This window comes from Phormidium sp. FACHB-592, from assembly GCF_014695795.1.
In the GTDB taxonomy this organism is placed as follows: Bacteria; Cyanobacteriota; Cyanobacteriia; order Leptolyngbyales; family Leptolyngbyaceae; genus Stenomitos.
Window position 1 is genome coordinate 1 of sequence record NZ_JACJOZ010000066.1, and the last position, 25622, is coordinate 25622.

The 25622-nt window shown below is 48.4% G+C and carries 21 protein-coding genes and 2 pseudogenes; 11 read left to right on the plus strand and 12 right to left on the minus strand.

Annotated features, from left to right (window positions below; all coding sequences use genetic code 11):
- Positions 1–232: 232 nt before the first annotated feature.
- Positions 233–817: a TetR/AcrR family transcriptional regulator gene (locus H6F86_RS17025; RefSeq protein ID WP_190449930.1), complete on the minus strand. Its 585-nt coding sequence runs from the start codon at positions 815–817 to the stop codon at positions 233–235.
- 126 nt (positions 818–943) lie between these two features.
- Between H6F86_RS17025 and H6F86_RS17030 the strand changes: the two genes are divergently transcribed.
- Positions 944–1414: a GNAT family N-acetyltransferase gene (locus H6F86_RS17030; protein WP_190449931.1), complete on the plus strand. Its 471-nt coding sequence runs from the start codon at positions 944–946 to the stop codon at positions 1412–1414.
- A 182-nt stretch (positions 1415–1596) separates the two neighbouring features.
- On the opposite strand, the gene H6F86_RS17035 is transcribed toward H6F86_RS17030, so the two are convergent.
- From H6F86_RS17035 to H6F86_RS17045, 3 genes are all read right to left on the minus strand, one after another.
- Complete coding sequence (locus tag H6F86_RS17035) at positions 1597–2124, minus strand: DM13 domain-containing protein (RefSeq protein ID WP_190449932.1); 528 nt, start codon at positions 2122–2124, stop codon at positions 1597–1599.
- Between the two features lie 244 nt (positions 2125–2368).
- Complete coding sequence (locus H6F86_RS17040) at positions 2369–4588, minus strand: GAF domain-containing protein (protein WP_199305339.1); 2220 nt, start codon at positions 4586–4588, stop codon at positions 2369–2371.
- Between the two features lie 107 nt (positions 4589–4695).
- The gene (locus H6F86_RS17045) at positions 4696–5754 is read right to left on the minus strand and encodes a DMT family transporter (RefSeq protein ID WP_190449933.1); all 1059 of its coding nucleotides are present in this window, start codon (positions 5752–5754) and stop codon (positions 4696–4698) included.
- Positions 5755–6162: 408 nt separating this feature from the next.
- Here H6F86_RS17045 and H6F86_RS17050 point away from each other — a divergent pair, with 408 nt between their 5' ends.
- Positions 6163–7617 carry a HAMP domain-containing sensor histidine kinase gene (locus H6F86_RS17050; protein ID WP_190449934.1) on the plus strand — a complete coding sequence of 485 codons (1455 nt, stop codon included), beginning with the start codon at positions 6163–6165 and terminating at the stop codon, positions 7615–7617.
- 163 nt (positions 7618–7780) lie between these two features.
- Here H6F86_RS17050 and H6F86_RS31920 read toward each other — a convergent pair whose 3' ends face one another.
- Positions 7781–7924 (minus strand): hypothetical protein, encoded by a 144-nt coding sequence (locus H6F86_RS31920; RefSeq protein WP_206756050.1) that lies wholly within the window; start codon positions 7922–7924, stop codon positions 7781–7783.
- Between the two features lie 29 nt (positions 7925–7953).
- Here H6F86_RS31920 and H6F86_RS17055 point away from each other — a divergent pair, with 29 nt between their 5' ends.
- Together H6F86_RS17055 and H6F86_RS17060 are read left to right on the plus strand one after the other, a co-directional pair.
- Positions 7954–8331 carry a hypothetical protein gene (locus H6F86_RS17055; RefSeq protein WP_190449935.1) on the plus strand — a complete coding sequence of 126 codons (378 nt, stop codon included), beginning with the start codon at positions 7954–7956 and terminating at the stop codon, positions 8329–8331.
- A 91-nt stretch (positions 8332–8422) separates the two neighbouring features.
- Positions 8423–9160 carry a DUF4079 domain-containing protein gene (locus H6F86_RS17060; RefSeq protein WP_190449936.1) on the plus strand — a complete coding sequence of 246 codons (738 nt, stop codon included), beginning with the start codon at positions 8423–8425 and terminating at the stop codon, positions 9158–9160.
- A gap of 108 nt (positions 9161–9268) precedes the next feature.
- On the opposite strand, the gene H6F86_RS17065 is transcribed toward H6F86_RS17060, so the two are convergent.
- Both H6F86_RS17065 and H6F86_RS17070 read right to left on the minus strand, forming a co-directional pair.
- On the minus strand, positions 9269–9958 hold the full coding sequence (locus H6F86_RS17065) for a cold shock domain-containing protein (RefSeq protein ID WP_347240560.1): 690 nt from the start codon (positions 9956–9958) through the stop codon (positions 9269–9271).
- Between the two features lie 141 nt (positions 9959–10099).
- Positions 10100–10777, minus strand: coding sequence for a response regulator transcription factor (locus tag H6F86_RS17070; RefSeq protein WP_190449937.1), 678 nt, complete (start codon positions 10775–10777; stop codon positions 10100–10102).
- A 382-nt stretch (positions 10778–11159) separates the two neighbouring features.
- Here H6F86_RS17070 and H6F86_RS17075 point away from each other — a divergent pair, with 382 nt between their 5' ends.
- The 3 genes from H6F86_RS17075 to H6F86_RS32330 all read left to right on the plus strand — a co-directional run bounded on the left by H6F86_RS17075 (position 11160) and on the right by H6F86_RS32330 (position 12906).
- Positions 11160–11660: a DUF2808 domain-containing protein gene (locus H6F86_RS17075; protein WP_190449938.1), complete on the plus strand. Its 501-nt coding sequence runs from the start codon at positions 11160–11162 to the stop codon at positions 11658–11660.
- 202 nt (positions 11661–11862) lie between these two features.
- Positions 11863–12126, plus strand: a complete 264-nt coding sequence (gene nrtS, locus H6F86_RS17080; protein WP_190449939.1) for a nitrate/nitrite transporter NrtS — start codon at positions 11863–11865, stop codon at positions 12124–12126.
- Positions 12127–12627: 501 nt separating this feature from the next.
- Positions 12628–12906 (plus strand): hypothetical protein, encoded by a 279-nt coding sequence (locus H6F86_RS32330; RefSeq protein WP_242033567.1) that lies wholly within the window; start codon positions 12628–12630, stop codon positions 12904–12906.
- A gap of 176 nt (positions 12907–13082) precedes the next feature.
- Here H6F86_RS32330 and H6F86_RS17090 read toward each other — a convergent pair whose 3' ends face one another.
- Both H6F86_RS17090 and H6F86_RS17095 read right to left on the minus strand, forming a co-directional pair.
- Complete coding sequence (locus tag H6F86_RS17090) at positions 13083–14411, minus strand: ATP-binding protein (protein ID WP_190449940.1); 1329 nt, start codon at positions 14409–14411, stop codon at positions 13083–13085.
- 241 nt (positions 14412–14652) lie between these two features.
- Positions 14653–15027: a response regulator gene (locus H6F86_RS17095; protein ID WP_190449941.1), complete on the minus strand. Its 375-nt coding sequence runs from the start codon at positions 15025–15027 to the stop codon at positions 14653–14655.
- Positions 15028–15732: 705 nt separating this feature from the next.
- On the opposite strand from H6F86_RS17095, the gene H6F86_RS17100 reads away from it, so the two are divergent.
- The 3 genes and pseudogenes from H6F86_RS17100 to H6F86_RS17110 form a co-directional block, all read left to right on the plus strand.
- Entirely contained in the window at positions 15733–17667 is a 1935-nt protein-coding gene (locus tag H6F86_RS17100; RefSeq protein ID WP_190449942.1) for a DUF3685 domain-containing protein, read from the plus strand.
- Positions 17668–17827: 160 nt separating this feature from the next.
- A pseudogene (locus H6F86_RS17105) lies at positions 17828–18366 on the plus strand (potassium transporter TrkG); the annotation flags it as partial.
- Between the two features lie 68 nt (positions 18367–18434).
- A pseudogene (locus H6F86_RS17110) lies at positions 18435–19047 on the plus strand (TrkA family potassium uptake protein); the annotation flags it as partial.
- A 156-nt stretch (positions 19048–19203) separates the two neighbouring features.
- On the opposite strand, the gene H6F86_RS17115 reads toward H6F86_RS17110, so the two are convergent.
- The 3 genes from H6F86_RS17115 to H6F86_RS17130 form a co-directional block, all read right to left on the minus strand.
- On the minus strand, positions 19204–22188 hold the full coding sequence (locus tag H6F86_RS17115) for a UPF0182 family protein (RefSeq protein WP_190449943.1): 2985 nt from the start codon (positions 22186–22188) through the stop codon (positions 19204–19206).
- Positions 22189–22742: 554 nt separating this feature from the next.
- Positions 22743–23102 carry a hypothetical protein gene (locus tag H6F86_RS17125; RefSeq protein ID WP_190449945.1) on the minus strand — a complete coding sequence of 120 codons (360 nt, stop codon included), beginning with the start codon at positions 23100–23102 and terminating at the stop codon, positions 22743–22745.
- A gap of 247 nt (positions 23103–23349) precedes the next feature.
- Positions 23350–24042: a response regulator transcription factor gene (locus H6F86_RS17130; protein WP_190449946.1), complete on the minus strand. Its 693-nt coding sequence runs from the start codon at positions 24040–24042 to the stop codon at positions 23350–23352.
- Between the two features lie 100 nt (positions 24043–24142).
- On the opposite strand from H6F86_RS17130, the gene H6F86_RS17135 reads away from it, so the two are divergent.
- The gene (locus H6F86_RS17135) at positions 24143–25600 is read left to right on the plus strand and encodes an ATP-binding protein (RefSeq protein WP_190449947.1); all 1458 of its coding nucleotides are present in this window, start codon (positions 24143–24145) and stop codon (positions 25598–25600) included.
- The last annotated feature ends 22 nt before the right edge of the window (positions 25601–25622 follow it).

Below are 25622 nucleotides of genomic sequence, written 5' to 3' on the forward strand. Positions count from 1 at the left end.
CTGATTTACGACATGGCTTTGTCAGCTTGATTAACTACATCAATCAGTTTCCAGGCTGGCTTCCTCGTGCTGCTCCTCAGTGCTTTTCCTCTACCTAGAGTGATGGAAGAGGGATAGAGGTCAGTTCTAGTCCAGTCAGTGATTGGAGAGAGACAGCAAGTTTCTGCCTGTGCTTAGTGAGCTAGCTTCGCTGACAGGTGGTAGCAGTCATTTAACGCTGATTAGTTGGTGTTCAAGAGGGTGCCAGTAACGCCTTGATCTGTCGCTGCACCAGATATTGTTGTTGCTCTGCCGAAAATTGCTCAGGACAGATAACAAGGCCAGTGCCAATGCCATCGACGAAGGCGATGAGTGCATTCGCTTCAAGCATGACATCAAGCTCAGCGCGAATCAGCTTCGCTGCTTGCAAGTCGGCTAACACTTGAGCCAGCATTTGGCGTAAAACGGCATAGCGTTTTTGGTGCTCCTGGACTAAAGGTTCACGTCCGATCGAATAGCCCAAAAACGCTACCCAAACTTTCCAGTCGGCTTGGTCACTGCCCTCCAGCGGCAGTGCCGTCAGCAGCATCTGTTCTAGTCGCTCAAGGCCTTGCTGTTCCTGAGCCTTGGCTTGCATCGCCGCCAGGGTGTTTTCAAACACGCGTTCGAGGGCAAACAAAATGAGTGCTTCTTTATCGCGAAAGTAGTGGGTCACAACCCCAGTGGAAGTGCCAAGTTCCTGCGCGATCGCCCGCATACTGGTACGGTCTAAGCCTTCACGGACAATGACCCGCCAGGCGGCCTGCGCGACTTCAAGCCGACGCTCGTCATAACTCATCGCTCTCCCTAGTATGCAGGCCTACTTCAAACAAGCCGCTTGACTACTGATCATAACTGTTGTTATATTCTTCTGTAACGTCACAACAGTTGTTATGTTCAGGCTTTTATACACCTGGAGTGGGCGATGATTCGCCCCATCACACCGGAGGATACAGAGGCACTGCTTGCCTTAGCCAGTTCTGTAGCACTCTTTGCGCCCGACCAACTCGAGGAGTTGCGTCAGCTATTGACCGCTTCGTTCAGTCAAGCGGGCGACACTTGTCCCTTCTGGTTGACAGAGGAGGATGACGGACTGGTGGGCTTAGCGTATTGCGAACCGGAACGCATGACTAGTGGGACATGGAACCTCCAGTTAATTGGTGTTCACCCTCAGTACCAAAGGCAAGGACGCGGTGCAAAGTTATTGCTCTTTGTGGAGCAGACTTTGGCAGCGCGAGGGGCGCGGCTCTTACTGGTTGAGACTGCGGGTACACCAGACTTTGAGCCTGCGCGAGCGTTTTATCGCAAGCATGGTTACAACGAGGAAGCGCGTATCCGCGAGTTCTACGCTGAAGGGGCAGACAAGCTTGTTTTCCGCAAAGCACTGTCCGCTTAGGGGTCGTGAGCTGTGGTCGTTTGTGTTTAGTGCCAGCCAGTTCACAACCCGATGGGAGCCGACTGACAAAGTTGGTCGGTCTTGTGACAAAGGTTAACTGTAGCAGCCTGCAATCATAAACCGTCAAACCTGCAATCAAGACAGTTTCAAACCAGGATTAACTGCAACTGAGGGGCGTGACATTAACGCATCAGTTTGGCAGCACCAAAGGTGGCGTTGAATTTACGACACCAAATAGCCACAGATTGGTAGCTTGATAGGTTGACGGTTGCAGGAATGGCATACCGTTGAGCACCACTAAATTTTTGTAGCGGTGCCAGAAGCGTATAATCACCCTCTTTCAAGGCATAGGCAGGTGGCTGGGTTGAACCTAACACATCACTGGAGCGATGCAAAATGACAACCAGATCCGGTCCCATGTTGGAGGTTTTGAATGCCTGATCGAGTTCTAGAAAGGTTTTGCCATTCTCGTCGACAAGCCGAACGCTTCCCTGAGTGGGGTGTTCTCCAGACACAAAGCTACCAGACTTAACAGTTGCTGATTTTGCAGCGTTTGCTGCTTGGGCTGTAGTCTCGACCTGGGTTGGTGCAGGAGCACTCGTGGTTACAGGAGCAGTCTTTTCAGCCGCTTGTTTGGTCTCAGATCCTCCGGCACAACCGACGAGAGCGAGAGAAACTAGGCTAAAGACGAGCCAACGGTTCAATTTCATCCAAAATCTCCTGCATTTAAGATCAATTGTGCTTCATGAATGCACGATCAATTTTGCTGGAAGCAGGCGATCGCAAGATGATAGGTGTGTAGAAAGTTGGCTCTAAAATGCTGATATTACGATGAGAAGTTTTTAATTCTTCCTCAACAAACACTCATCTTTTAGCTGAGCCAGTCAAGAGCCTCAATGATTCCTTTGCCGTTAAAGAAGAATACAGAGTTTAGGGGCCTTCAACTTGAGAAGGTTAATGGGTTAGAGGCAACTGCACGCTCACAGTTGTTCCAGTCGCTGCCAAGGATTCAATGCGGAGTTCTCCATCGTGGGCTTCGACAATGCGTTTCACGATCGCTAGCCCTAGACCCGTTCCACTTGCTTTGGTGGTAAAAAAGGGCTTGGTTAGGTTTGGCAAAAATTCGACAGGAATGGGTACGCCACCATTGTGAATTTGAATGAAAATTTGGTCATGCTCGATCGCCTGAACGCGAACTGTGATGGTTTCTCCTACAGCCACCGCTTCACAAGCATTGGTGACTAGATTGATCAATACCTGTTTTAACTTATCCCTATCCGCTAAGACCGTCACCGGTGCAGTGGCAGCAATCAGTTTCAAGTGTTTGCCCAAAGCGGCAGAGGGTGTTTTTAATGTGCTCAAGCTGCTGGCGATGAAGCTGTTTAGCTCTAAGTGCGATCGCTGGAGCGTTTGTGGTCTGGCATAGAGCAGAATTTGATCTAACAACCGTTGCAGACGGTCTGCTTCATCCAGTGACAGAGAAAGATACTCTTGAAAGCGCTCCGAGAGTTGTAGTTTCTTAAAGGCGTTTAAGCCCATTGAAATCGTTGTCAAGGGATTTCGCACTTCGTGGACAATCATCGCAGCAAGTTCACCGATCTCGGCTAACCGCTCCAAGGCTTTTTCAGCCTGCTTCAGCATTGTAATGTCAGCCGTTACTGCCAGCAGGCAGGGCTCATCTTCTAGAAGGATCACCTCGGCTGAAAAGAGAACTGGAAAGCTTGCCCCTGATTTTCTGCGAAGTTTAGTCTCTAGATTGGTCACGCTGCCGTGTGCTTGCAGACGTTGCTGAATGGTGTTTCGATCCTCTAGTGTTGCCCAAACTCCCAACTCTAAGGCACTGTGTCCAATCATCTCCTCGTGGCTGTAGCCCAACATGCCTAGACAACTGTGATTGACTTCGATGTAGCAGCCATCCTTGAGTGTGCTGATAGTCATGGCATCGGGAGACGATCGGAAGGCGGTAGAAAACTTAGTTTCAGAAACGCGCAGGGCCTCTTCTGCTTGTTTGCGCTCCATCTCAGCCGTTGCACGCGCCGCAAAAATCTCCAGTACGGCATGAGTGCGAGATTCGTTTTCTAGAGGTTGATCATCCAGCACTGCTAGATGTCCCAGAAGGTTGCCGCTTGAGTCTAGTAGGGCAATGCCAGCGTAACTTTGGACCTGCATGTCCTTCAGGTCTTGATCCTCAGGAAAGAGAGACTGAATCTGATCTGGGAAACATTGGCAACCTTTGCTGTTGATAATGCGCTCACAGGGTGTGCCAGGCAAATCGTATTCAAAGGCATCGCCAAACTCGTCTCCCTCCCAAAAGGCAAAGCTACGCACACGAGTCGGTGCAGCATCCACGCATTCGCTGATGAAGGCGTAGCGAACATTAAGAGCTTGAGCCAGAGAGCGCACCAGCGAGCGGAAGAAATCAACGCCAATGACGGAAGCGGTCCCCTCCACAATCATCTGCAGCGTTTGTTCTGATCGCTGGCGCTCTAAAATTTCAGCCTGGAGGCGCTCGTTAGTCTGCGTGAGTGCTGCGGTTCGTTCTTGAACCCGCAACTCCAACTCGCTATAGAGTCGGGCGTTGTCGATCGAAATGGCTGCTTGGGTTGAGAGAACCTGCAAAACCTTGAAACGTTCGGGTGTAAACGCATTGAAGGTTAAGTTGTTTTCTAAATACAGAATGCCAGATCGTTTTCCTTGATGGAGGAGTGGAGCACAAAGAATTGCTTTGGGCTGATGCTTAAGGATGTAAGCATCCTGATTAAAGCGGTCGTCCTGGGTGACATGATTTAGGACAACGTTTTCCTGAGTACGAGCGACATAGTGGACGATCGCCCAAGCAAGCCGATCGCGTCCAAATTCACTGGTCATGGAAACGTGTGAAACTGAAAGAGTCTTTGACTCTACATTTGATTCCGCTTCGATCTGTAAGACGCCATTGCGTTCTAAAAGCAAGCATCCTCGTTGAGCTCCAGCGCTCTCCATGAAGATGACCAGCAATTTTGCCAAGAGTTTGTCCAGCACAATCTCATCTGATAGAGCTTGCGATGCTTTCATCAGGGCTGCTAAATCAAGCGCTACCGTTGTCTGACCTGAGTCACGCTGTGCCCGGTAGAGCAGAGCTCTAGAGCTTTTGCAGAGTTTCTCGAACATCTGGTAACCAGGAATCGCTACCATAACGGCTCAGCGGTCAGAAGAACTGAAGTTAAGCTAAATTTTCTCTTTTGACTTCTAAAAAATAAAGCATTCTTAGTGATCGCTTCACTGTTCGTAAAGTTACAACCTTAAATGCCTTTGAATCCCATTCTGGCTTCGATCGCCTGCTCTGCCGGAGCAGCGGTCACTCTGGTCATGGCAACCCTACGAGCGGTCTGGTGCTGAATGCCGACCTGACTGAGAAGCAAACCCAGCAAAATGACGCCCCCACCGATGTAATGGGCGCGTGTGGGCACTTCACCCAAAATTAAATAGGCCGCTAGAATGCCTGCAAGCGGCACAAAAGAGCCAATCAGAGATGCAGTAGAAACGGATGAGGCTCGCAAGCCCGCAATCCAGAACGATTGCCCCACGACTACAATAATGATGCCGTACAGCAGCATCCACTGCCACAGAAACGGGGAGAACACACCGGCAAAATGATCCTGACCGTAAAGCGCTAAGGCAGCAATGAAAAAGATCAGGGTTCCTAGTCCCGTCCGAACAGTGCTATAGATGCCGAGCGGTACTTTAGAAAGCCGCTTTTTGCCAATAATTGTAGAGATGGCTAAGGCGACTGCGCCCAAGACGGCTAATAGCTCCCCCAAACCGATGTGGAAGTTGCCCATTTGCATCAAGGGTTCCTTAGCGGGTTGAAGCAGAATGGTTAAGGCCACACCGATAAAAGCCGCGATTGCTCCCATGCTTTCCCAACGATTCACTCGCTCTCGTAAGAGCCAGAGGGATAGTGCGAGCGTGACTGGCGGTTCCAATCGACTCACTAAAACGACATTGGTTACTGGAATTAACGCCAATGCCTGAAAGATTAAGCCAGGAGCCAAGGCGCCCGATAAAATTGCAACCATAGCCAAGCTGACCCATTCCCGCCTGGCTAATTGCCCTAATGTCCTGCGGTTCCAGTGTCGCCTATGAAGCAGCAGCAGCACCACTAGTGCACAGAGATTGCCGACAAACAAAACATTGCATAAGGAGATGGGATTCTGCCCACCAACGAAGTGTTGAGCCCCAATTTCTGTGATCTTGCGGGTAACAGCACTAGAAGCGCCAAAGATTAGCACCGCCAGCCAAAGGTACGCTTGTCCAGACGTGCGGTTGCTACGTTGGCTCGGTTCGGTCGCTGGTTGCATAGAAGGGTGCCTCACTTGCCTAGCAGAGTGCATCATACGTGCTTTTAATGAACGTGATTAACGGCACCAGATATGAACATTGAGTCGTTTATTGAGCTTCATCCTATGTATGCAATCTGAGTTCTGCCTGAGAATTTGATTAGAGCTTGAGATTGCAGCCTACCTTTAGGTAATCTGTTTTCTCAGCAAAAACTCATCTTTTCGTGCGGCCCTTATTAATGCTATGTAAAGGGTTTTGACTACAGTGGAGATAGTTACCCTGCGGGAAGGCATCGGTAGGGTACTTGTAACGAGCGAACTGACCAGTCAGCACTCGCAATCAATTCACTGGTGAGGATGCTGACCAAGCATCTTGATTGTGTGGATTCACAAGCAATTGACCAATGAACGGAATGAAATGATGTTCCAATGCAACTGATTCATAGGCTCTGGGGGGTAATCCGTCACGTTAAGCAAAGGCATCTTGACTCGTCTTCGCTCCAATTTCGCTTAACGGTAGAAATTGCGTTGCTCTCTATTCTGGGCTTGAGCAGTGTCGCTGTCTGGACAAGCTGGAAGATGCAGCAGCTTCTGATTACAACGCATACTCAGAGCGTGGACTACATTGCAACGCGGTTTCCCCGCGACGTAGAACTCTACAGCGAAATGTTGCCGCTTGAAGCTGGACTGCAAAAGACGATCAATAATGTGTCGGTGCCTGGGTTAGCGATTTGGGTTAAAAGTACGGATGGCAAAAAGGTGCTCGCTGAATCAACGGAAACGCATTCATCCTTTAGGGCAACGGACGAGTTGATGTCAATCGCTGAGATGCCGCTCAAACCCCAAGTCTATCAGATGGGTAGCCGGTATCTCATTTTGTATCAGGGACCAGTAACCGTCAAAGGAAGACTCTTGGGTAAAGTCTATATGGCGCAGGATGTCACAGCCGCTCAGCGGCAATTAATCAGCGCCGTCCAAGGTTTAGCTGCTGTTTGCACCCTGGCAACTATTTTTACAATGGTGGCAATCGCCCTGCGAATTCGGCGATCACTGCAACCGTTGCAGGACATGAGCCAAATGGCAGGAGCAATTTCAGCCGACGATTTAAGTAAAGCCAAACTGCAATTGAGGTCTGCTCCGAGCGAAGTCAAAGCATTAGCACAAACGTTTAACATGATGCTGTCCCGGCTGTCAGAGGCATGGGAACAGCAGCGACAGTTTGTCAGCAATGTCTCCCACGAGTTACGCACGCCCTTAACCGTTGTGCTGGGCTACTTGCAAAGCATACTACGTCGTAGTACTAACCTGAACGCTTATCAAAAAGAAGCCTTAGAAACGGCAGCCGCCGAGGCCGATCGCACCGTTCGCCTACTGCAAGATCTGCTCGATCTAGCACGAGCTGATAGTAGTTATACGCACTATCACTTAGAGCCAGTCATACTGGCTGACGTGGTTGCAGAGCTGGCTGACATGACAGAGAAATTTAGTGATCGCTTGATTCGAGTGGAGATCAGGGAACCCGTTTTAGCAATCGTAGACCGCGATCGTTTGAAACAAGTATTGATTAACCTGATTGATAATGCGGTGAAATATTCTGACTTTGACCAACCGATTGAATTGATTGTCGATTACGCCCAGCAACAGGCAATTGTTCAGGTTTGCGATCAAGGAGTCGGCATTCCGCTCCAGGACCAGAGCCGCATCTTTGAACGCTTCTACCGGGTGGATGAAGCGCGTGCCCGCTCAGCTGGAGGCCATGGACTAGGTCTGGCGATCGTCAAAACACTAGTAGAAGGAATGGGCGGCAGCATTACGGTGCGATCCAAGCTGGATGAAGGCAGTGTGTTTACACTCGTTCTGCCAACACAGGCTAAACCGCTCTAACTTCCTCGCTCACCTGTAGCTGCATGAACACCCTCTCTAGAGTTCACAGGGGAAATGACAAGAGGACACGGAGAGGGGGAGAAGGCGAAAGAGCCGGAAAACGGGTCATCCCCGTGTCTCCATATCCCCTCTTCCTACATCGAGCATACCCTCCTTCTAGCGATCAGCTGAGAAACTGCTGAGTCTGGTCTGAGAAGCCTGTCAGGAGAAATTCAGGGAATTCCTGATTTTGTTTCAGAGGCGTTTCAGTACTGCCTGAGATGCTTTGAGCAGTAAGCCAATTGGCTTCACCTGAAGAAGATTGCATTACGGTTCAATCGTTACTAGGAGTAACTCATGAAAGTAGCTTCTCTGCTTACAGGTCTTGCGATAGTTGGATTGGTTACGGTTGGAGATGTAGCGTTGAATGGAATGCATCCTTTGTCTGTTAGTTCTGCTACTGCTGCTGAAGCAAAACAAGCTGGACCCTCCGTTCAAGAAAAGATTGATCTCATCACCAAAAACAAAGGACAGATTGGCGGCGGTGATCAATTGCGACGGTTCTTCTATGGCGATTTAGAGCCGATCGGTATTCAAGTTGGTGGTGCTGGTCACGTCGTCAATTTGTACAACAAAGCCAATGATGTCACCTTTTCGTACTGCTCTCACTATGATGTGGTTGTTGCAGTCAAACGGGGCAGAGTAGCACAATTTCCACCTAATGAAGTGAAGTAAAAGGCAGGGTTGAGGGGTCAGGAGCTGAAACATGGCAGAAAAGTGCTCTCTGACTCCCAAACCGTGCGACATCATTCTTTAAGGAGTTTGTATGGAATTCAGGGATGTAATCCTACTGCTGCATCCGGTGTTTGCTGTAGTTGTAGTGTTTCCACTACTTGGGATTGTGGTGAATCGCGCGCTTCAAACCCGTCAACGTCGGTTACAAACGGCTACTGAAGGGAAAAGCAAGATTCCACCAATTGTAGGACAAGAGCATGTTCAATTAGGTCGTTGGTTAACTGGAGCGATCGTTGGACTTGTGCTGTTGGCTCTGGGCAACGATGTCTTTGGTGCCATCTTTGACAATAAAATTTGGGAGAAGCAGCCGCTAAACGTCATTTTAATCGTTAGTGTCTTTGGTGTGGCAATCGCATCCTTAGCATTACTCTATCGAGCCAAAACACGGCTATGGCGAGGAGCCTTCGCAACCCTTGTAGGCGCAGCCCTGGTCATCCTTGGTTGTCAGGATGGGGTTTATCGCAAAACCGATCAGTGGTATGTTTCCCACTATTACTACGGCATGACAGCCGCATTGTTGATGATTTTTTCGCTGGCAATTCTACGAGAGATTTATCAGGACAGAACCAATCGTTGGCGCACTGTCCACATCGTTCTCAATTCGATCGCACTTCTCATTTTTATTTGTCAGGGCATAACAGGTACTCAGGCGCTTTTGGAAGTCCCTCTGACGTGGCAAGAACCTTATATCAACCAGCTCTACGGACAACAGTGTGATAAACACCCTTGCACTATTCAGATATCACCGAACCCTGCAACTCTTAAATAGCTGCAATGAACTGTGTACAGCAGTACGAATGAATATCGGGAATTGGGAGGTGGAAGTCGCTAAAAGCTGGTTGGCTGATGAAGTAATCGGCTTCCAGCGTGCCAGCCATCATTGTTTTTGCACATTGCGTGCTGTGAAATCGGCACTACTCTCAACAATTTCAAATTTCACGAGTGTGCCTGCTCGCAGTGTGCGGTAGCCTTCACCAGGAATGGCTGTGAAATTAAAAAATATTTCATCATTCGTGCCATCTCTCACAATTAATCCATTTCCTGTTTGTAGATCAAACCAATGCACAACGCCCTGACCGACAGGTAATCCATTTGCACCCAGTGGTGGTGCACCACCAAGCCACTCCTGCTGCGGAAGCCGGATCTGTTTCACGCTTGGAGCGTTGTACACCTCGTAGCAGTAATCCGATCGCATTTCCATCATTGCCTGCAGGTCATATCTCAACTCTTTGATCGTTGGTCGCCCCCCAAAGAACCAGCCATTGTAGATTGTGTGGATTGTGCGATCAGGGCGCAGAACAAACGTGTAAGGTTGAGCGCGGTAGGCATATTCGCCTTCTGTTTCATCCAAAATATTGATTTGTTTGATTACAGTTCGCTGCTCATTAGAGAGAAATTGCCATTGTGCTCCCAATCCGGATCGAAAAGCCGCCTGCACGATCGACAAATCGGCGCTAACAACAGCAAGCTTACAATAGTTGACCGCTAACTCATCTTGAAACTGCACAAGCTGACGCAACTGTTGGTGATCGCGTGGACAAAAGAACCCTCGATAAAAAACCAGAATTAATGGGTCCCATCAAAGAACCCCAGCTTTTGATCCATTAGTTCGGGCTGAGTGAGCTGAGATAGCGTTACTGGCTCATACTGGTGATTTGGCAGGGTAATGTTAGGAAAGCGACCGCCCACTTGAAGATTCGTTGTTATCTTATTGCTCCCGCAGTGCGTACCCTACACCACGCACAGTGTGAATTAACCGCTTCTCGCTCCTCTCTTCTAATTTCAACCGCAAATAGCGAATATAGACCTCAATGATATTGGAATCGCCCATGAAGTCATAACCCCAGACGTTTTCGAGAATTTGATCGCGGGTATAAACTTGGCGGGGATGGCTCAAGAGATATTCCAACAAATCAAATTCTTTTGCGGTCAGGTCGATCGCGCGTTGACCACGATAGACCTCCCGCGTACGGCGGTTTAAAGTCAAGTCCTCAAACTGCAACACATCCTCATCCAACTCTTGGGTGCGTCGCAGATGAGCCCGAATGCGCGCCAGCAGTTCTTCAATGCTGAAGGGTTTAACCACATAGTCATCAGCTCCCGCATCTAGACCCGCGACACGATCGCCCACTTCATCCCGTGCAGTCAACAAAATGACGGGCACTTTGCTCCCCGTAGCCCGTAAGCGACGACAGAATTCTACGCCCGTTAAGCCTGGCAGCATCCAATCGAGAATCGCTAAATCTGGCTCAGATTCTCGTGCCAGAGATAGTCCTGACATTCCATCATGCGCTACAGTCACCTGATAGCCTTCGCTATCCAACTCCAGTTCGATAAACCGGGCGAGCTTAACTTCATCTTCAACTAAAAGGATATGAGCTGTCATATAGGGTTCTCCTAAAACAGGCAGGGTCAGAATAAAGGGGTTGCCTTAATTAGGTATTGATTGAACTGTAATCTGTGCTCTCATACATGTTACAAGACTTTACAATTGCTCATCCTATTTTTGATCTCTGCTTTCAATGTAGTGGAACTGTTCCTAAGAAAAATGAGTTTTTCCTGAGCGAGGCTATTGCTTCTGCTTAAAAAGCGACGGTGGCTTCTTGCTTTAGAAATGACTGTCATTCAACTATGCTTTCTAATTTCTCAGGTTACTTTAATTTTCAGGTCAGTCCTAGCTCATCCGAGTAGTTGAATCTATAGAGCAGCGGTTGTGAAAGTATTCCACTAGACCAGTCACTGACCTACTTCACCGAAAAGGATCTCGTATGAAAAGCTTAATCTATGGTGGGCTATCGGCACTACTACTCACCACAGCAACAGCAGCAATGGCTGAACCTGCAACGAGAGTGCAGGCACAAGCACCACTGCATGAAACAGCAATGGTTTTCAACTTCACGGGACCCATGATTACCAACTCTGGTGTGTTAAACAGTACGCACTTTATTCGAGTTGCAGTGATTGGGATGTCGTTGCAAGAGCTGATGGTCTCTATACCTAGCCAAATGGAGCGCTTTGACTCAGTGCTGGTGATTGACCAGTCTGGTAAGGAAGTACCATCTAAGATCAACGCCAGCAAAGAGCGGTTGGCGATCACGTTTGACCAACCCGTTGCTCCTGGCAGTTATTTACAGGTCGAGTTTAAAGGAGTGCGCATGACAACCTCAAGTGGAGACACGCTGTTTTATGGCATCACAGCCCGACGCACGGGACTAAAAGGAGAAATTCCCGTTGGAACCGCTAGAATTCAAGTTCCTCTCAAAGGTTAAATTGTCAGAAGCTCACAGTACCGATTTTGCAATCAAAGTCGGTACTTTACTGTAGGTATTCAGTCACTTAGAAGAAAGTGCTGTTTTTCAAGCTTTATCAAAGCCTTCATTTTTAGATGGTTCCGTAAACTAGACACCAATCGAACTGTACTCTCTGTTTTATGCTCAATGAGTCATTCTTGCAGTTTTAGGCTGGTTATCTATGAGAATAGTAAAGGGCTATATTACAAGCTTGTGGGATCCAGAGTTGATCCCTACAGGTGTGAAGACGGCTGCCTTTGTTGGTTCTCTGCTTTTCTTAATCAATCATGCTCCTGCGCTCTTGCGTGGGGAAATGTCTCGTGAGCGATGGATTTCTACAGCGATCACGTATGCCATGCCTTATCTAGTCAATGTCTATGGACAATACAGCTATCGTCGCAAGTTGATGGCAGATTCCACCCCAATAAAGGTTCCACCCCAATAAAATGATGCCTGGGCAATACAAGTACTTTTAGTGAACTTTGGTTACTAGCCATCTCCTAATCATTAAGATCTGCGTAGGTGCCACTACTTATCAACTATTGAATAATGGTTGATAAGTAGGAGGAGGGGGCTGCACCAAGTTGAGTGTGTAGCTTGCCACCTTCTTTGCTACTGACAAGTGGTTTGTTCTTACAGCATCAAGAATAATTTCTGCAGTGGGCACACTAAGACTGCCTCCAGTACAGCCTGATGTGTCAAGGGGCTTGTGCCTGCTTTGGAAGGGCCCTATTGATAAGGGACTGGTTCATTTACCCAGTTTGGTGTACTTTCATGCTTCGCAGCGACCTGCTTTTCACTTGACCTAACTAGCAACCCTTAGAGTTTTGCTGGCTTGGCGCAGCGATACCAGCCAAGCCAGGGCTGCATCGTATTCGCTGCTGCAATCAATCACAGCTAGACTATATCGGGTAAACTGACGACGGCAAGGGCAACTGTAAATGGCGTGACAGCGGCAACCAATGATGTGGGACTCGTGACGCTTCCAAGTGGGCAACCTTTGGCGATCGCAGTCTTTGTTTCCGATTCTAAGGCAAGCGCTGTGATTCGCGAGGCAGTGATTAATTGGGCGATCGCGTTTACAGTCATGCTGTTGCTCCCGTTAAGCGTCAACTTCGCTAGACTGGTACAGCAAACTCGCTTGGAAAGCAGTCTTCGAGCCGCGTTACTGACCCGAACCATTACCTTTCAGTCTTTAGAGTTGGTGAGCTTTGACACCAACTGATTAAGCACTCTATCACAGGCACAGTTGGCGGTGCGATCGCAAAAACCAGTCACACCAAAACAACTGCGGCTTTTAGAAGCCCTTGTCACCCGGGAGCTCGGACAACCCTTTACACTGATTTTTGCTGTGAGTCAGGTGGAAGCAGTGACACGGAGCAAGACAACGGGATCAACTACTTATGATTCTAAAGGTAGCGAAAGGGTGAATACAGCCCCTTGGCCGGGTTTACTACGGGCTGTAATGCTGCCTCCGTGGGCTTCAATAATGCGCTTGGCGATCGCCAGCCCCAGACCAACTCCACTTTGCTTAGTAGAGTGGCTTGTGGTATAAAACTGTTCAAAAATGCGAGGTAAATTGGTTTCAGAAATGCCACTTCCCTGGTCTCGAATTGAAATCAGAGCCTGTTGCTTGTGGCGAGAGGCAGCAATGAAGATACAAGCATTGGGGGTAGAGTACTTAATCGCATTGTCTAAGAGATTTAGAAACGCCTGTAATAATCGTTCCGAATCGCCCATCACTTGAAGATCATCAACATCAACTTGCACAGTCACATTTTTAGCCTGCATGCGAACTTCCATAGCTCTAATCGCACGGCTAATGACACTTTGTAAGGCAACGGCTTGGATTTCCAACAGTGTGACACCCGCTTCTAAGCGTCCCAAGTCCAGCAAATCATGGATTAAGCCCGCAAGCCGTTTCGCCTCTTCGTTGATGGTTTGAAAAAAGCGATCGCGCAGCTCCGGCTCATCCACAGCGCCACGCTCTAGCGCCTCAATGGTGACCTGAACATTACTCACAGGAGTCCGTAGTTCATGGGAAACATTAGCGAGAAAAGCTCTGCGTTCCTCATCCAATGATTTCAACCGTGCACTCATGCGATTCAGCTCCGTCGCGAGTTGGTCTAGTTCATTGCTTTGACGAATCGTAAGTCTGCCATCAAACTGACCGCCACCCACGCGAATCGCAAAGTTTCGCATTACCTCAATGGGTTTAGAGAGACTCCGGGCTAAGCGATCGCTGACCAAGGTACAGAGAAAAATGGTAATGCCAAGAGCGGCTGAAATTGTCCAGATCACCCTAGCAAACTGTTTCTGAAACTGTTCTAAAGTAATCGAGATACGCAATATTCCTAACAACTGACCATTGCGAGTGATCGGTTTGGCAATATAGAGGCGATCGTCCGTTGATAAAACCCCTTTAGCAAGGCCCTGCACCGAACGACCGTGCAGTGCTTCTAAAACGCCAGGTATCGGTAGCCAATTGGTGATTTGTCGATCTGTTTGAGGGGCAGAAGTGGCTAGCAGCAAACCTTGGGCATCAAAGACACGGAGTGTAATATTGGCGGGTGCCCCGTAGCGCTGAACAATGAGCTGCACCCGTTGCGTATCTTTTTCTTTGAGGACATCTGCAACGCTCTCGCTCAGTGCTGTTGCCCAGTTTTCTAAATCTGTCTGACGAGACTGCATGAAAAAGGCATAAAACGTCCATAGGATGTAACCAGACATAAGCGAGGTTCCTAAGACGATCAGGAGCAGGTAATTGGCTAACAGCTTCGTGTGGATTGAATTCCACTGAAGGGACGCTAACCATCTGCTCGCGAAAGAGTCTTGGGCAAATCGTTTCATTGGCTCAAACCTGGCTGGGTTAAATGGCGTATTCGTTGCAAGTGATCCTAACCTAGCGCAACCTTTGTCACAGCTTGAGCCAACCGAGTCATCAAACCCTTGCATGATGCCTTAATTGCTTTTAAGCAGATTCCCCCTGATAGCGGCGCAGCAAAGCTTTAATCCGTGCGAGCAATTCACGCGTATTGAAGGGTTTGGTCACATAATCATCTGCCCCTGCCTCTAAGCCCAATACTTTATCCATGTCTTGATCTTTGGCCGTTAGCATCAGGATAGGGACATTAGAAAAAGCTCGTATCCGCCAACATACTTCCATCCCATCAACTTCTGGCATCATCAGATCGAGCAGAATGATATCGGGTACTTGCTTGTGGAATTCTTTGATCGCGCTGCGTCCATCTAGTGCTGTAATGACCGCATAGCCTTCCTTTCTCAGTGAGTAAGCAAGACTTTCACAGAGTGGAGCTTCGTTATCGACCAGCAAAACATGCGGCATTAGTATAAACAGTGACGCTTCGTGCCTAGATTGTCAAAGAGAAAGTTTTTTAACATCTATCTTTAGAAATAAACCACCCTATTGCTCCCTTCTTGTTAATCGATTAGGCAACTAAGTGAAAGGTGAATGCCAACGTCTTTTTCACTTGCTGAGTCGAGAGAAACTGATGATCTTGCAATCACCTTTCTAAGAGGTTGCTCAATTTTTGTCAGAATCGTGCCAAGCGGCAAATGATACAAAAATCTCAGTCTTAGTCTATGAATCATATACTCGACCAAGTTCACCCTGAGTGAATAGGACAGCACGTAGATACAGCGATTTTCAGAAGGGTGAGCATTGCTCACAATGTTTCTTGTCGAACGCTTTTCGATTGAGAAGGTTTGAAAGATCGGGGCACTTGACTAGCCGTATCAATCGCAAGTGGTGGGCTCACACCGTCTGTCGTTAGCTTCATCGCAATAGCTCTGACTCTCTACAATTTGAGCAGCTTGTGACACACTAGTTTTAGTCGCACATCGCTCTACTTTGAGCTACTTGTGACTACTGAGTGCACTTTTAGCCTTTCCCCTGCTCCTCCTTCCCTTTGCTTTCTCCCTATTCCTCTGTATTTTGTCGAGCTAAACGAATGTCTTGTCACCAAAACCGCGCTAGCTCTGTCTCACATCGTTTGTCTGCTTTAGCGACCGGGGGCGACCAGAGGACTGCATGAGCGATGCACGGGCTACACGTCCGCAAAATCAAGTGCTCAGAATGATGCTGATTGAGGATGATCCAGTGTTTCGTCTCGGTTTGGTGGCGTGCTTAGAACCGTTTGTCGATTTGCAGATTGCACTGGAAGCTGATGCCACAACCAGAGCGTTACAACTGCTGCGGGATCTGGTTGCTGCCCCAGGCGTGGTCGCCCCAAACGCGATTGCTGAAGAGACAGCCGCTGATCAAAAGGCTGAAGAGCGGTCGGCGCGATCGCTGTCGTTGATCATACTCAACCTGGATTTGGGGCAAGCAAACTCCAGTCATGGGGCTGGGTTGGCGTTATGTCAGCAACTTAGAGCAGACTATCCCCAATTTCCTTTGCTGTTACTGGGTTCGACTCTGGAACTAACGCGCCTAGCGGTTGCGTTTCAGTTGGGAGCGGGTGGCTATTGCCTGAAGGGCACAGGCGTAGCGGCATTGGTGACTGCGATCCGTCAAGTTGCTGCTGGTCAGCCTTATTGGGCAGAAGGCATCCAGGCGATCGCTGCGAACAGTGCTAACGCTCAACCACCCGATGCTGCTTCACTGGCGCGACGATCGACTATTGGCGCAACCCTTTCTCCCTCACTCCCCAAATCATCCACTCGGCACCGTTGGTTGGCAACGCGGCGGCAAAACCTACGGTTATCAGGAGTACAACAAATTGAGCAGGCGATCGCGGCACTCGATGCCCAACCGCAAACCAATCCATCACTGTTCAATCAGTTGGTTTTAGCAGGGCAACGCCGCGAACTTAGGACTGCCCGCTGGCTGGTGAATTGGCTACTAGCTGCTAGTGAGCCAGAGCAGCCGTTGCAGACATCCTCCCCAGACGTAAGATCGGCGTTAGAATTTGATCGCCCAACCCAAAGCACCGAGTCTGTTGTAGAACCCGCTTCAGCCAAGAGTCACGCAGCATTTGCGCCTGCGCTCGCCAGCAGCCAATCTCCACAGGCGGCGCTGTTTCTGGCAACGGCTACGAAACTACAAGCGAATCTCCAAAATCTCACTGGAACGGCATTGGAAATTGACATTTTAAAGGACACCAAAAAACGAGAACTGCTTTACCTTGTGCTACGGCAACTGCAAAATGCTTTGGATGCTTTGCGCTTACAGCTACCTTTAGAACAGCTTGGATTAAAGCGGGAAGCAATTTTGCACGATTTATGGCAGGCAACTGTAACGGATTTTTTTGGTAAATACTATACGTTGCAGACTGGTACGCAGTCGATCGAGGTTGTGCATGTTTTACTGCAAGATCGAGACATTGTGCAGTCAGCTATCCTCGATCGCATACCGTTAGTTCCAGAATTTTTGTCGCATTTATTGTTTCAAACCCCGCTAACGATTGATGGTGTTGACTATGCTGCTGGTACGGTAGAAGCGATGGCACGCACGGAATTGCTGCTGCAACATCTAATTATTCAAACAGCCAATGGCGTAATGCAGCCCTTGATCAATCGCTTTGGCGATGTCGTTGCCATTAAACAAACGTTCTATGATCAACAGCTACTTTCCAGTCGCGAGATTGAGCGGTTTCGTAATGATTTGTCCTGGAAATATCGCATCGATCGTATTTTTGCTGAGCCCACTGCCATTTTTGAAAGCCAGTATCTGTTGCTCACGCTAATGGAAAACGGTATCAGCAAAACGACCATTTACGCTCCCCGCAACGATGAACTAGCCGCACTTTCTGGCCTTCCTTTCCTTATCACCTTAGTCCTCGAAACACGGGATGCGATCGCGCCGCATGTGCGTGCTGCGGTTTCATTTTTCGGTAGAGGCATTGTTTACGTACTCACAGAAATCATTGGTCGCGGTATTGGTCTCATTGGTCGCGGCATGATCAAAGGAATCGGCAACGCCTTGCAGGATTCAAAACCAGAGCAAAGCGAACGTTGGCGGTGATTGAGCAGTGAGGGATAAAGGCTAAAGGAGAGAGGACAAGGATAACGCTCAGAGTTCATTAAGAAAGGGATGAGGTAATTTAGTTATGCGTCGCATAATGGAGCCACACAATAAGCTGTTTTATTGCACCACCTGTTAGAAAACTAGTGCTTTCAGCACGCAACTCCTTGCCGCTTGGTTCCAATCAGTCACATCTAGAACAGCCGGGTTCAATACGATTGATATTAGCCAAATGACTACAGCAGGCTTGTTCATTACGATCACCTTAATGCTGATTGGTGGCAGCCATGGGGCACGGCCGGCGGCATCAAGACCACCACACTGCGAGTGCTCACAAGCTGTACAAAAGCCATTCTACAGGGTAAAGAAAAGGTTTCTTTATATGAACGTCAGATCCCTCTGTCACTGATTCTCAAAGCCGTTGGAGTAGCCGCCGGTTCGCTTGCTACCGCGCTGGTGATGACGATACTCGTTGCCCTCTCCGACCCAGAACTCGGCTTTATTCGCATCTTGTTTGAGGTCGTTTCTGCCTTTGCCACTGTAGGGCTTTTGACAGGCATTACGGCAGGACTCTCGACCGTTGCCAAGTTGGTGCTCGTGGCAACGATGTACATTGGACGAGTCGGCGTCTTGTTGCTCCCTGGTGATCCTAGACCTAGCGCGGTGCGTTACCCTGAAGAAAATTTGCTGGTAGGCTAAGTTAGCTTCAAGCCTGACTCGCTTCATGCACTAGCCTCTTTGGTCATTGCTTTTTGTGGAGTTAAACCGTGAACCTGACTTTCTTGAGCTTTTTTCGTAGCTTGCAACCTGATCGCAACAAGCACTATGCCGTTATTGGCTTAGGGCGCTTTGGGAGAGCTGTTTGCCATACCCTCCATCAGTTAGGCTACGAGGTGGTGGGGGTGGATTCTGATGAAAGGCGAGTAGCTCAGGCGCTGACTGATCAAATTGCGGTGGGGGCAGTGCAGCTTAATTCGACTGATCCGGCTGCCTTTCAGGAGGCTGGCATCTGTGAAATTGATACGGTGATTGTGGCGATCGGTAACTATATCGAAGAAAGTGTGATCACTACGCTGAATCTCAAAGAAGCAGGAGTGGCTTGTGTCGTTGCGAGAGCCTCCTCTCAAATCCATGAAAAATTGCTAAAAAAGGTTGGGCAGACCATGTGATTTTTTCAGAACATGAGAGGGGCTGCGCGTTAGCACGTGCCTCACTCGCCCTGCTATTTTAGAGCGCTTTGAACTTGATCCAGACAACAGCATTGTCGAGATTTTGGTGCCTGGAGAGTTTGATGGGAAAACGATCGCCGAACTCAGGCTCCGCTCTCACTACGGCTTAAATCTATTAGCAGTCAGCCATGATGGAAAATTTGAGATTAACTGAAAGCCTAAAACAACGCTCTACAAGGGTACTGCGATGGTCGTCATTAGCTGCACAAAAACATTGATCGCCTGCCCAGTTAAACCTGTCTATACACCCTGGAAAACCGACTATTCAACCTGATCCGGACGCAGCCTTTCTGCAGACGACCATTCGCTACTGCCCGGTCGTGGGTTCTTCCACAGGACGAATAATGGTTGCATCTGGTGTAGCCTGAGGTTTGAAGATAGCTTGCAACGCTTCTTCCAAAGTAGGTGACATGACAATCCTGTTCTCATAAACAACAATGACCCGTACCAGCGTTGGCAGGCTGTTTTGAGCTGCCTCCAGGTAAAGTGGTTCCACATATAGCAAGGATTGTTCGATCGGCACGATCAGCAAATTACCCTGCACGGCTCGTGAGCCCTGACGGTTCCACAGCGAAATTTGTTGGGAAATCACTGGGTCTTGATTGATACGTGCTTCAATTTGTTCAGGTCCGTAGACCAGTCGTTCTTTGGGAAAGGTATACAACAACAATTTGCCATAGTTCTCACCGTCTGATCGTGCTGCTAACCAGGCAATTAAGTTGGTGCGTTGGCGCGGTGTGTAGGGTAACAGCAGAATAAACTCTTCAAACGGCACGGCAGGCAAACTGGTGATCAGGTAATACGGTTCAACTGAGCGAGATTCATTCCCATACACCTCGTTTGGAATTTGCCACTGGTCTTCTCGGTTATAAAACACCTGCGGGTCGGTCATGTGATAGGTCATCAACCGCTCTGATTGCAGCTTGAAAAAATCTACGGGATAGCGAAGATGGCTGCGTAAACTGGCAGGCATCGCTGTGAGCCGCTGAAATAGGTTAGGAAAGATTTTTGACCAGGTGGTAATGATCGGATCACTGGGATCAGCCACATAAAAATCAACAGAACCGTGATAAGCGTCAATCACGACTTTGACTGAATTGCGAATGTAATTAATGCCTTCGCTGCCTAAATCAGAGTAAGGATAGCGATCGCTCGTTGTATACGCATCCACAATCCAGTAGAGGTAATTCTGGTCATTCGGCTCCGGTGTTTGCACATTGGCTGTCACCAGATAGGGATCGCTGTCGTAGCGTAGGAAGGGAGCGATCGCTTGAATCCGATGTTTGATACTGCGACGGAACAACACCTTTGTTTCTGGCAAGAAATCGCGGGTCACAAGTAAGCGCCAATCGCGTAGGTAAACTGCAAAGAGGCTGCGTCGCCACCAGGAACCCATGTTAATGCCACCCCGCCCATCGTAAACGTTGTAAGCATTGTCACTCCCAGTGGGATAATCCAGCTCTTGCGTCAGGGTTTGAGTCATGACATAGGTATTGGGAATCTCGCCATAGTAGATGCGGGGTTGACCAATCGGGATACCAGCGCGGATGGCAGGACTAGATGTCGTCAGTGCCCCGGCTTCACCACCCGTAATATCTTTGACAAAGTAATCTGGCAGCCCCCCTGTACCCGCTGTATTCACTGGGCTAAGCGTGAAACCGTACCCATGTGTGTAAATCAAATGACGGTTTACCCAAGTCTTGGCCTCTTGAGGAACCGCGCTGTAATCCAGTTCCCGTGCAGCGATCAGCACCTGACGCTGTTCCGTTGAGGCGTTAGAAGCGTTCGGTGCCGGACGAGCCTGGGGAGTCGCAGGCGGACGGGCAAGCACATCAGATTGGAGGGTATAGCGATCGATATCGGCATCAGGAAAGCGGTAGTAGGGACGAATCTGCTGCAATTGCCGATTTGTTTCCAGCAGGGGGCGCTGATCCCACAAGCGAATGTTGCGAATCGTCAAGTCGTTGGCAGCTAAAGTCGCTTCTGTGAGTTGTCCTTGAGGGTTAAAGTTGCTAGACTCGATCACCTCTAAGCCAAATGCCTGACGAGTGAGCGCAATCGTTCGTTCGATAAAGGGACCCTCCCGCGCGAGTTCATTTGGCTGCACCACCAAAAACTGAATGATTTCAGGCACAACGGTTCCGGCAACAATTAGTATGCCAAACAGACCAAAACTAAGACTGAGCCAATGCTGGTAGGGTGCTTTGGGTTGCCAGAAAACTGTATGCCACAAGAGATAGAGAGCAATCGCCAGTGCCAAAAGGCTTAAGGCAGTGTAAGCAGGAAGTTGCGCCACAACATCTGTATAGCTGGCACCAAACGCGACACCGCGCTGCGAATACAATAATTTGTAGCGGCTCAGCCAACAGCTTAAGGCAATGGTACTCATCAAACCACTACCAACCCCACATAGGTGTCGCTGTTGTACTGACGAAAACCCCGGAAAACTGCCCTGACTGAGACTGCCTTCTGACAACAGATAGGTCAGTGCCACCGCTACAAAGCCATAGAGAAAAAGTCCAAATAACCAAAGTTCTACCAATTCCCACAGCGGTAAGGCGAAGATGTAGAAACTAATATCGTGCCCAAACAACGGTTCAGCGCTGTTAAATAAGGTGGGATGCAGAGATTGCAGAACAACCGCCCATTGTTTTGATAGCAACCAACCAAAGAGGATGCTAAACGTAACGGCGATCGCTCTTAGCAAAAAGCGAGGATATATTAAAAGGGCGATCGCACTCCCTAGCACTCCACTGAGTAACCAAACTTGACCGCTCAATTGTGTCATCGTTTGCCAGAGGCTTTTGGGGTTGAGGCGAGACACCAACGGGCTGGAAAGTGTTGTGCCATCCTGCCAATAGTTGACGGCAAGCTGACCGTAGTCCACTAGCAGCAGCCCCACCAGTATGCTCAGTGCGAGTGTGAGAGGGAGGAGCGATCGTAGCCTTAAAGCACCAGTTGACGGGATAAACGGTTGAGAAAGAAGCGGTAGCGTTACATTGTATGGGGATAGTAAAGGTTTCCTGCGTTTCGCACTGGGGGGAAACGCAGGAGAATCAGGAAGATATTTTAATCGCTCCGCTAGCGCCAAATTGCCCAGTAAATAAATTGCCGTGAAACCTGTCACAACAGCTAAAAGTCTTAGTCGAACCTGAAATTTGAGTAGGAAAACCGACAGGTAAGCGACTTCCCGAAACCAGAGCAGTTCGGCTCCTAGACGGGAGGCTAAATCAAGTAGTAGCCCCAGCCCCAGGAGAACAATAATCAATTGAAACAGACGTTTCCAAGGCATAGGCAAATCAGTCACAAGAGCAGCAATCGGTAAGATTATGACCTCAAATGAAGCTGCTAACAAACCACCCTAGACTTACACCTGCCAAAGAGGTCACCAGCATGAGCCAAAATGACGTAATTACACTAAAACTATTGTGGCGTAGCTCCAATCTGACTAGCGTCTCGGCTGCAAGCATCGCAAACAGCTTGAGAAAAATGTGGAGCCACAGCAGTATCACAGAAAGCAACGCAGCCATAACAGCAAGCAGTACAAAAGCGCCTATATCTGACCTTAACCAGCGAGAAAACTGCCGCTCAAACTTGAACTGAGGCAAGGTGAAAATTATTGTTATTAGAAAAATCCCAGCGATCGCCAATGTCCAGCTAAGCCAAGCGATGGGCAATTTATCTAGAAAAAGCCCTAGCATGGTGTAGGCAGAAAGAAGCAACGTTAGTGCTGCCCACGGGAACATTCTTGTCGATGATTTTAAAGGATAAAGCGACATAGGGATCATTGCCCTTGAGTATGTGTTAGATCAGCATCGACGCATAGATCAGAGTGCCAAACCTACTTTACCGATACCAGTAGCCATACTCAGAATGGACATCCTTAAAGGAACAAAATAAGCACAGTGATGCGGACAAGGCATCAAGTTCCGTTTCAGTAATGATGGATGAACCGTAACAGTCGTCAAGAAATTCCCAGAGCGCCAATAGTGTCTGTTGGCGCTGGATAAACTGCACACCAGAAGCAATTGCATCGGCTGCCGTTGGGTAAACAGCACTAGACTGATAATCGTTATATTGAAGGGGTGTAGCTAATCGTTCCAACACCAGTACACGCCATCCTGTCTCGACAGAGATTGCCCTGACAACGTGATTGAAATGGCTAATTTCAAACATCTGTAATCCTCCCATCAGTCGCGCTTCCATTGGTCATGCGTTTCTTTTAGCATTAATAATCGTGACTCTTCTGTCATCATTCAGCTCCGATCAATATCAATTGGCAAGTGCCCTGCAACGGCACCCAACTGTCCGTGATCAGCAATTCTGGTTTGTTTAACTAGCGATCGTTTGTATAGCCCGAACTCGACTCACCTAAGCTGTTATGCCTCAACATATCAAGTTAATGTCAGAACACGAGAAGGAAGTCGGGGGGATTTCGGGGGGATTTCAGCGTTCAGGTTGATTGTTTCAGCCGATAGCCCATGCCATATACTGTTTCAATCAAATTGTCAGGGGCCTTTGCCGCTTTTAGCTTTTGCCGAAGGGTGCGAATGTGCGTTTTCACTGCTTCTTCAGTCGGGGTCTCTTCCGGCAACCAGAGTCTTTCAATGATAATAGGGCGGCTCATCACTCGGCGACCACTAGCGATCAGCAGCTCCAGCAGGGCGAATTCTTTGGGAGTCAAAAGGAGAGGAATACCCTGGTAGGTTGCTTCATAAGTGCTGGGATTTAGCTGCAAACCGTCCCACGTTAGCGTTGGATTGGCTGTAGGACTACCTCGGCGTAACAAAGCACGGATGCGTGCCATCAGTTCCTCGATATCAAACGGCTTGACCATATAATCATCGGCTCCAGCATCTAACCCGACAATTTTGTCTGCAATTGTGTCGCGTGCAGTTAGCATCATGACGGGGATTGCCGCATTTGGCGCTGTAGCGCCCCTTGTTCGGATCTGCTGACAGAGCTTAATGCCATCGATTTTGGGCAGTGTTAAATCCAGCACAATTAGGTCATAATTCAGCGTATTGACAAGATTCCATGCCGACTCTCCATTATCCGCTGTATCAACTTCATATTGACGATTAGTGAATGCTTCCACTAGCAGATTAGCAATTCGCACATCATCTTCAACAACCAGAACACGCATTGAGCTTTGAGACCTCAGACTTTAGATTGGACGTATGGTGGAGCAATGGTCGCGATCGCTCTAAATTTACTTTAATGCAGATTCTTACGCTCAGAAGGTAATGGCTCTCAGTACTCTAAAATGGTCGCTCGAACGAAAATGGGTTACGGCAGTCTTCTGTTTGGCTCTGTTGCTAATGGTGCTGGTCAATGTCTTTTCCTACCAAAATGCGACTCAACTCATTACTAGCCAAGTGCAGGTGAAGCAAACTAACAAAGTGCTTATAGCACTTACCAACGTCTCCGAAACGCTAGCCGATCTTGAAACCCGACGCTGGTTATACTTTTTGCTAGGTGAACGAACGGATTTGGGAAGCTACGATCAGGCAATGTACAGTCTAGCGACCCAACTAGAGCAACTGCGCCAACCACTGGCAGATACGCCCCCTCAAGAACAGCGTTTAGATATCCTCGAAAGGTTGCTTCAGCAGCGACGAGAACTGTTTGAGCAATCGACTGAACTCTATCTCAAGCCGCGATCGCTCTTGGCAGCTGATCATCCTCTGGTGATGCAAACAAAGCAAAACCAGGCACGCATTCGTCAAATCATTACCGAGTTGCAAGCCGAAGAGGAACATATTCTGCAAAACCAGGTTGAACAAGCGCAAGCAACTTCTCAGATCAGAATGGCGATCGAGAACTTGGGCACGATTCTCACGTTTGTTGGACTGCTAGGCGTTTATGTTCTGTTGTATCGGCAAATGTTTAAACGCCAACAACTTGAGCAGGCACAACAAAAGCTAGCACAAGAGAAAGAACTCGGTGAATTAAAACTTCAGTTCTTCTCGATGGTTTCCCACGAGTTTAGAACACCGCTCACTGTGATTGCTGGATCATCTCAATTATTAAAAGAGAGACTGACAAATTTGATTGAGCCAAACAAATTAAGAAATTTGTTCCAAATTCAGGCATCGGCTAAATTAATGACTCAATTGCTCAATGATATTTTGACTCTTGCACGAGCCGATGCCGGAAAATTGGAGTGTAAGCCAGAACTGCTAGAGATGCAATTTTTCTGCTTTAACCTGATTGAAGACATTCAGCTTTTTAGTGAGCAACCCCGCACGATTAAATTTGATAAATATGGAACACGTACCTATGCTTACCTGGATGAGAAATTGCTCTACTCTATCCTGAGCAATCTACTGTCCAATGCCATTAAGTATTCAGCGCCATTAAGCTCCATCTATTTCACACTCACTTGTGAACCTGATTTTGTCCTCTTTCAAGTCAAAGATGAAGGGATTGGGATTCCTGAAGAAGAGCAAAGTAAAATCTTTGAACCGTTCTGTCGTGGCAGAAATGTGGGCAGCGTGACAGGTAGTGGTCTAGGCATGGCAGTCGTTAAAAGAAGCTTGGATCTGCATGGAGGAGAACTACAAGTGGAAAGTCAAGTCAGTGTTGGAACAACGTTCACGGTCAAACTGCCTCAACCTCAGACAACCGGCTTGTTCAATCATGATTCAACACAAATTTCATCACAAAATCAGTCATTGATTCAGCGTTACAGCAGCTTGTAGCTAAATGAAGTATACGTCTCAG

Bases quoted from the DNA above. Each gene is read 5' to 3' on its own strand.
- H6F86_RS17025 (WP_190449930.1), bottom strand. From the start codon at position 817: ATGAGTTATGACGAGCGTCGGCTTGAAGTCGCGCAGGCCGCCTGGCGG.
- H6F86_RS17030 (WP_190449931.1), top strand. From the start codon at position 944: ATGATTCGCCCCATCACACCGGAGGATACAGAGGCACTGCTTGCCTTA.
- H6F86_RS17035 (WP_190449932.1), bottom strand. From the start codon at position 2,124: ATGAAATTGAACCGTTGGCTCGTCTTTAGCCTAGTTTCTCTCGCTCTC.
- H6F86_RS17040 (WP_199305339.1), bottom strand. From the start codon at position 4,588: ATGGTAGCGATTCCTGGTTACCAGATGTTCGAGAAACTCTGCAAAAGC.
- H6F86_RS17045 (WP_190449933.1), bottom strand. From the start codon at position 5,754: ATGCAACCAGCGACCGAACCGAGCCAACGTAGCAACCGCACGTCTGGA.
- H6F86_RS17050 (WP_190449934.1), top strand. From the start codon at position 6,163: ATGCAACTGATTCATAGGCTCTGGGGGGTAATCCGTCACGTTAAGCAA.
- H6F86_RS31920 (WP_206756050.1), bottom strand. From the start codon at position 7,924: ATGCAATCTTCTTCAGGTGAAGCCAATTGGCTTACTGCTCAAAGCATC.
- H6F86_RS17055 (WP_190449935.1), top strand. From the start codon at position 7,954: ATGAAAGTAGCTTCTCTGCTTACAGGTCTTGCGATAGTTGGATTGGTT.
- H6F86_RS17060 (WP_190449936.1), top strand. From the start codon at position 8,423: ATGGAATTCAGGGATGTAATCCTACTGCTGCATCCGGTGTTTGCTGTA.
- H6F86_RS17070 (WP_190449937.1), bottom strand. From the start codon at position 10,777: ATGACAGCTCATATCCTTTTAGTTGAAGATGAAGTTAAGCTCGCCCGG.
- H6F86_RS17075 (WP_190449938.1), top strand. From the start codon at position 11,160: ATGAAAAGCTTAATCTATGGTGGGCTATCGGCACTACTACTCACCACA.
- nrtS (WP_190449939.1), top strand. From the start codon at position 11,863: ATGAGAATAGTAAAGGGCTATATTACAAGCTTGTGGGATCCAGAGTTG.
- H6F86_RS17090 (WP_190449940.1), bottom strand. From the start codon at position 14,411: ATGTCTGGTTACATCCTATGGACGTTTTATGCCTTTTTCATGCAGTCT.
- H6F86_RS17095 (WP_190449941.1), bottom strand. From the start codon at position 15,027: ATGCCGCATGTTTTGCTGGTCGATAACGAAGCTCCACTCTGTGAAAGT.
- H6F86_RS17100 (WP_190449942.1), top strand. From the start codon at position 15,733: ATGAGCGATGCACGGGCTACACGTCCGCAAAATCAAGTGCTCAGAATG.
- H6F86_RS17115 (WP_190449943.1), bottom strand. From the start codon at position 22,188: ATGCCTTGGAAACGTCTGTTTCAATTGATTATTGTTCTCCTGGGGCTG.
- H6F86_RS17125 (WP_190449945.1), bottom strand. From the start codon at position 23,102: ATGGAAGCGCGACTGATGGGAGGATTACAGATGTTTGAAATTAGCCAT.
- H6F86_RS17130 (WP_190449946.1), bottom strand. From the start codon at position 24,042: ATGCGTGTTCTGGTTGTTGAAGATGATGTGCGAATTGCTAATCTGCTA.
- H6F86_RS17135 (WP_190449947.1), top strand. From the start codon at position 24,143: ATGGCTCTCAGTACTCTAAAATGGTCGCTCGAACGAAAATGGGTTACG.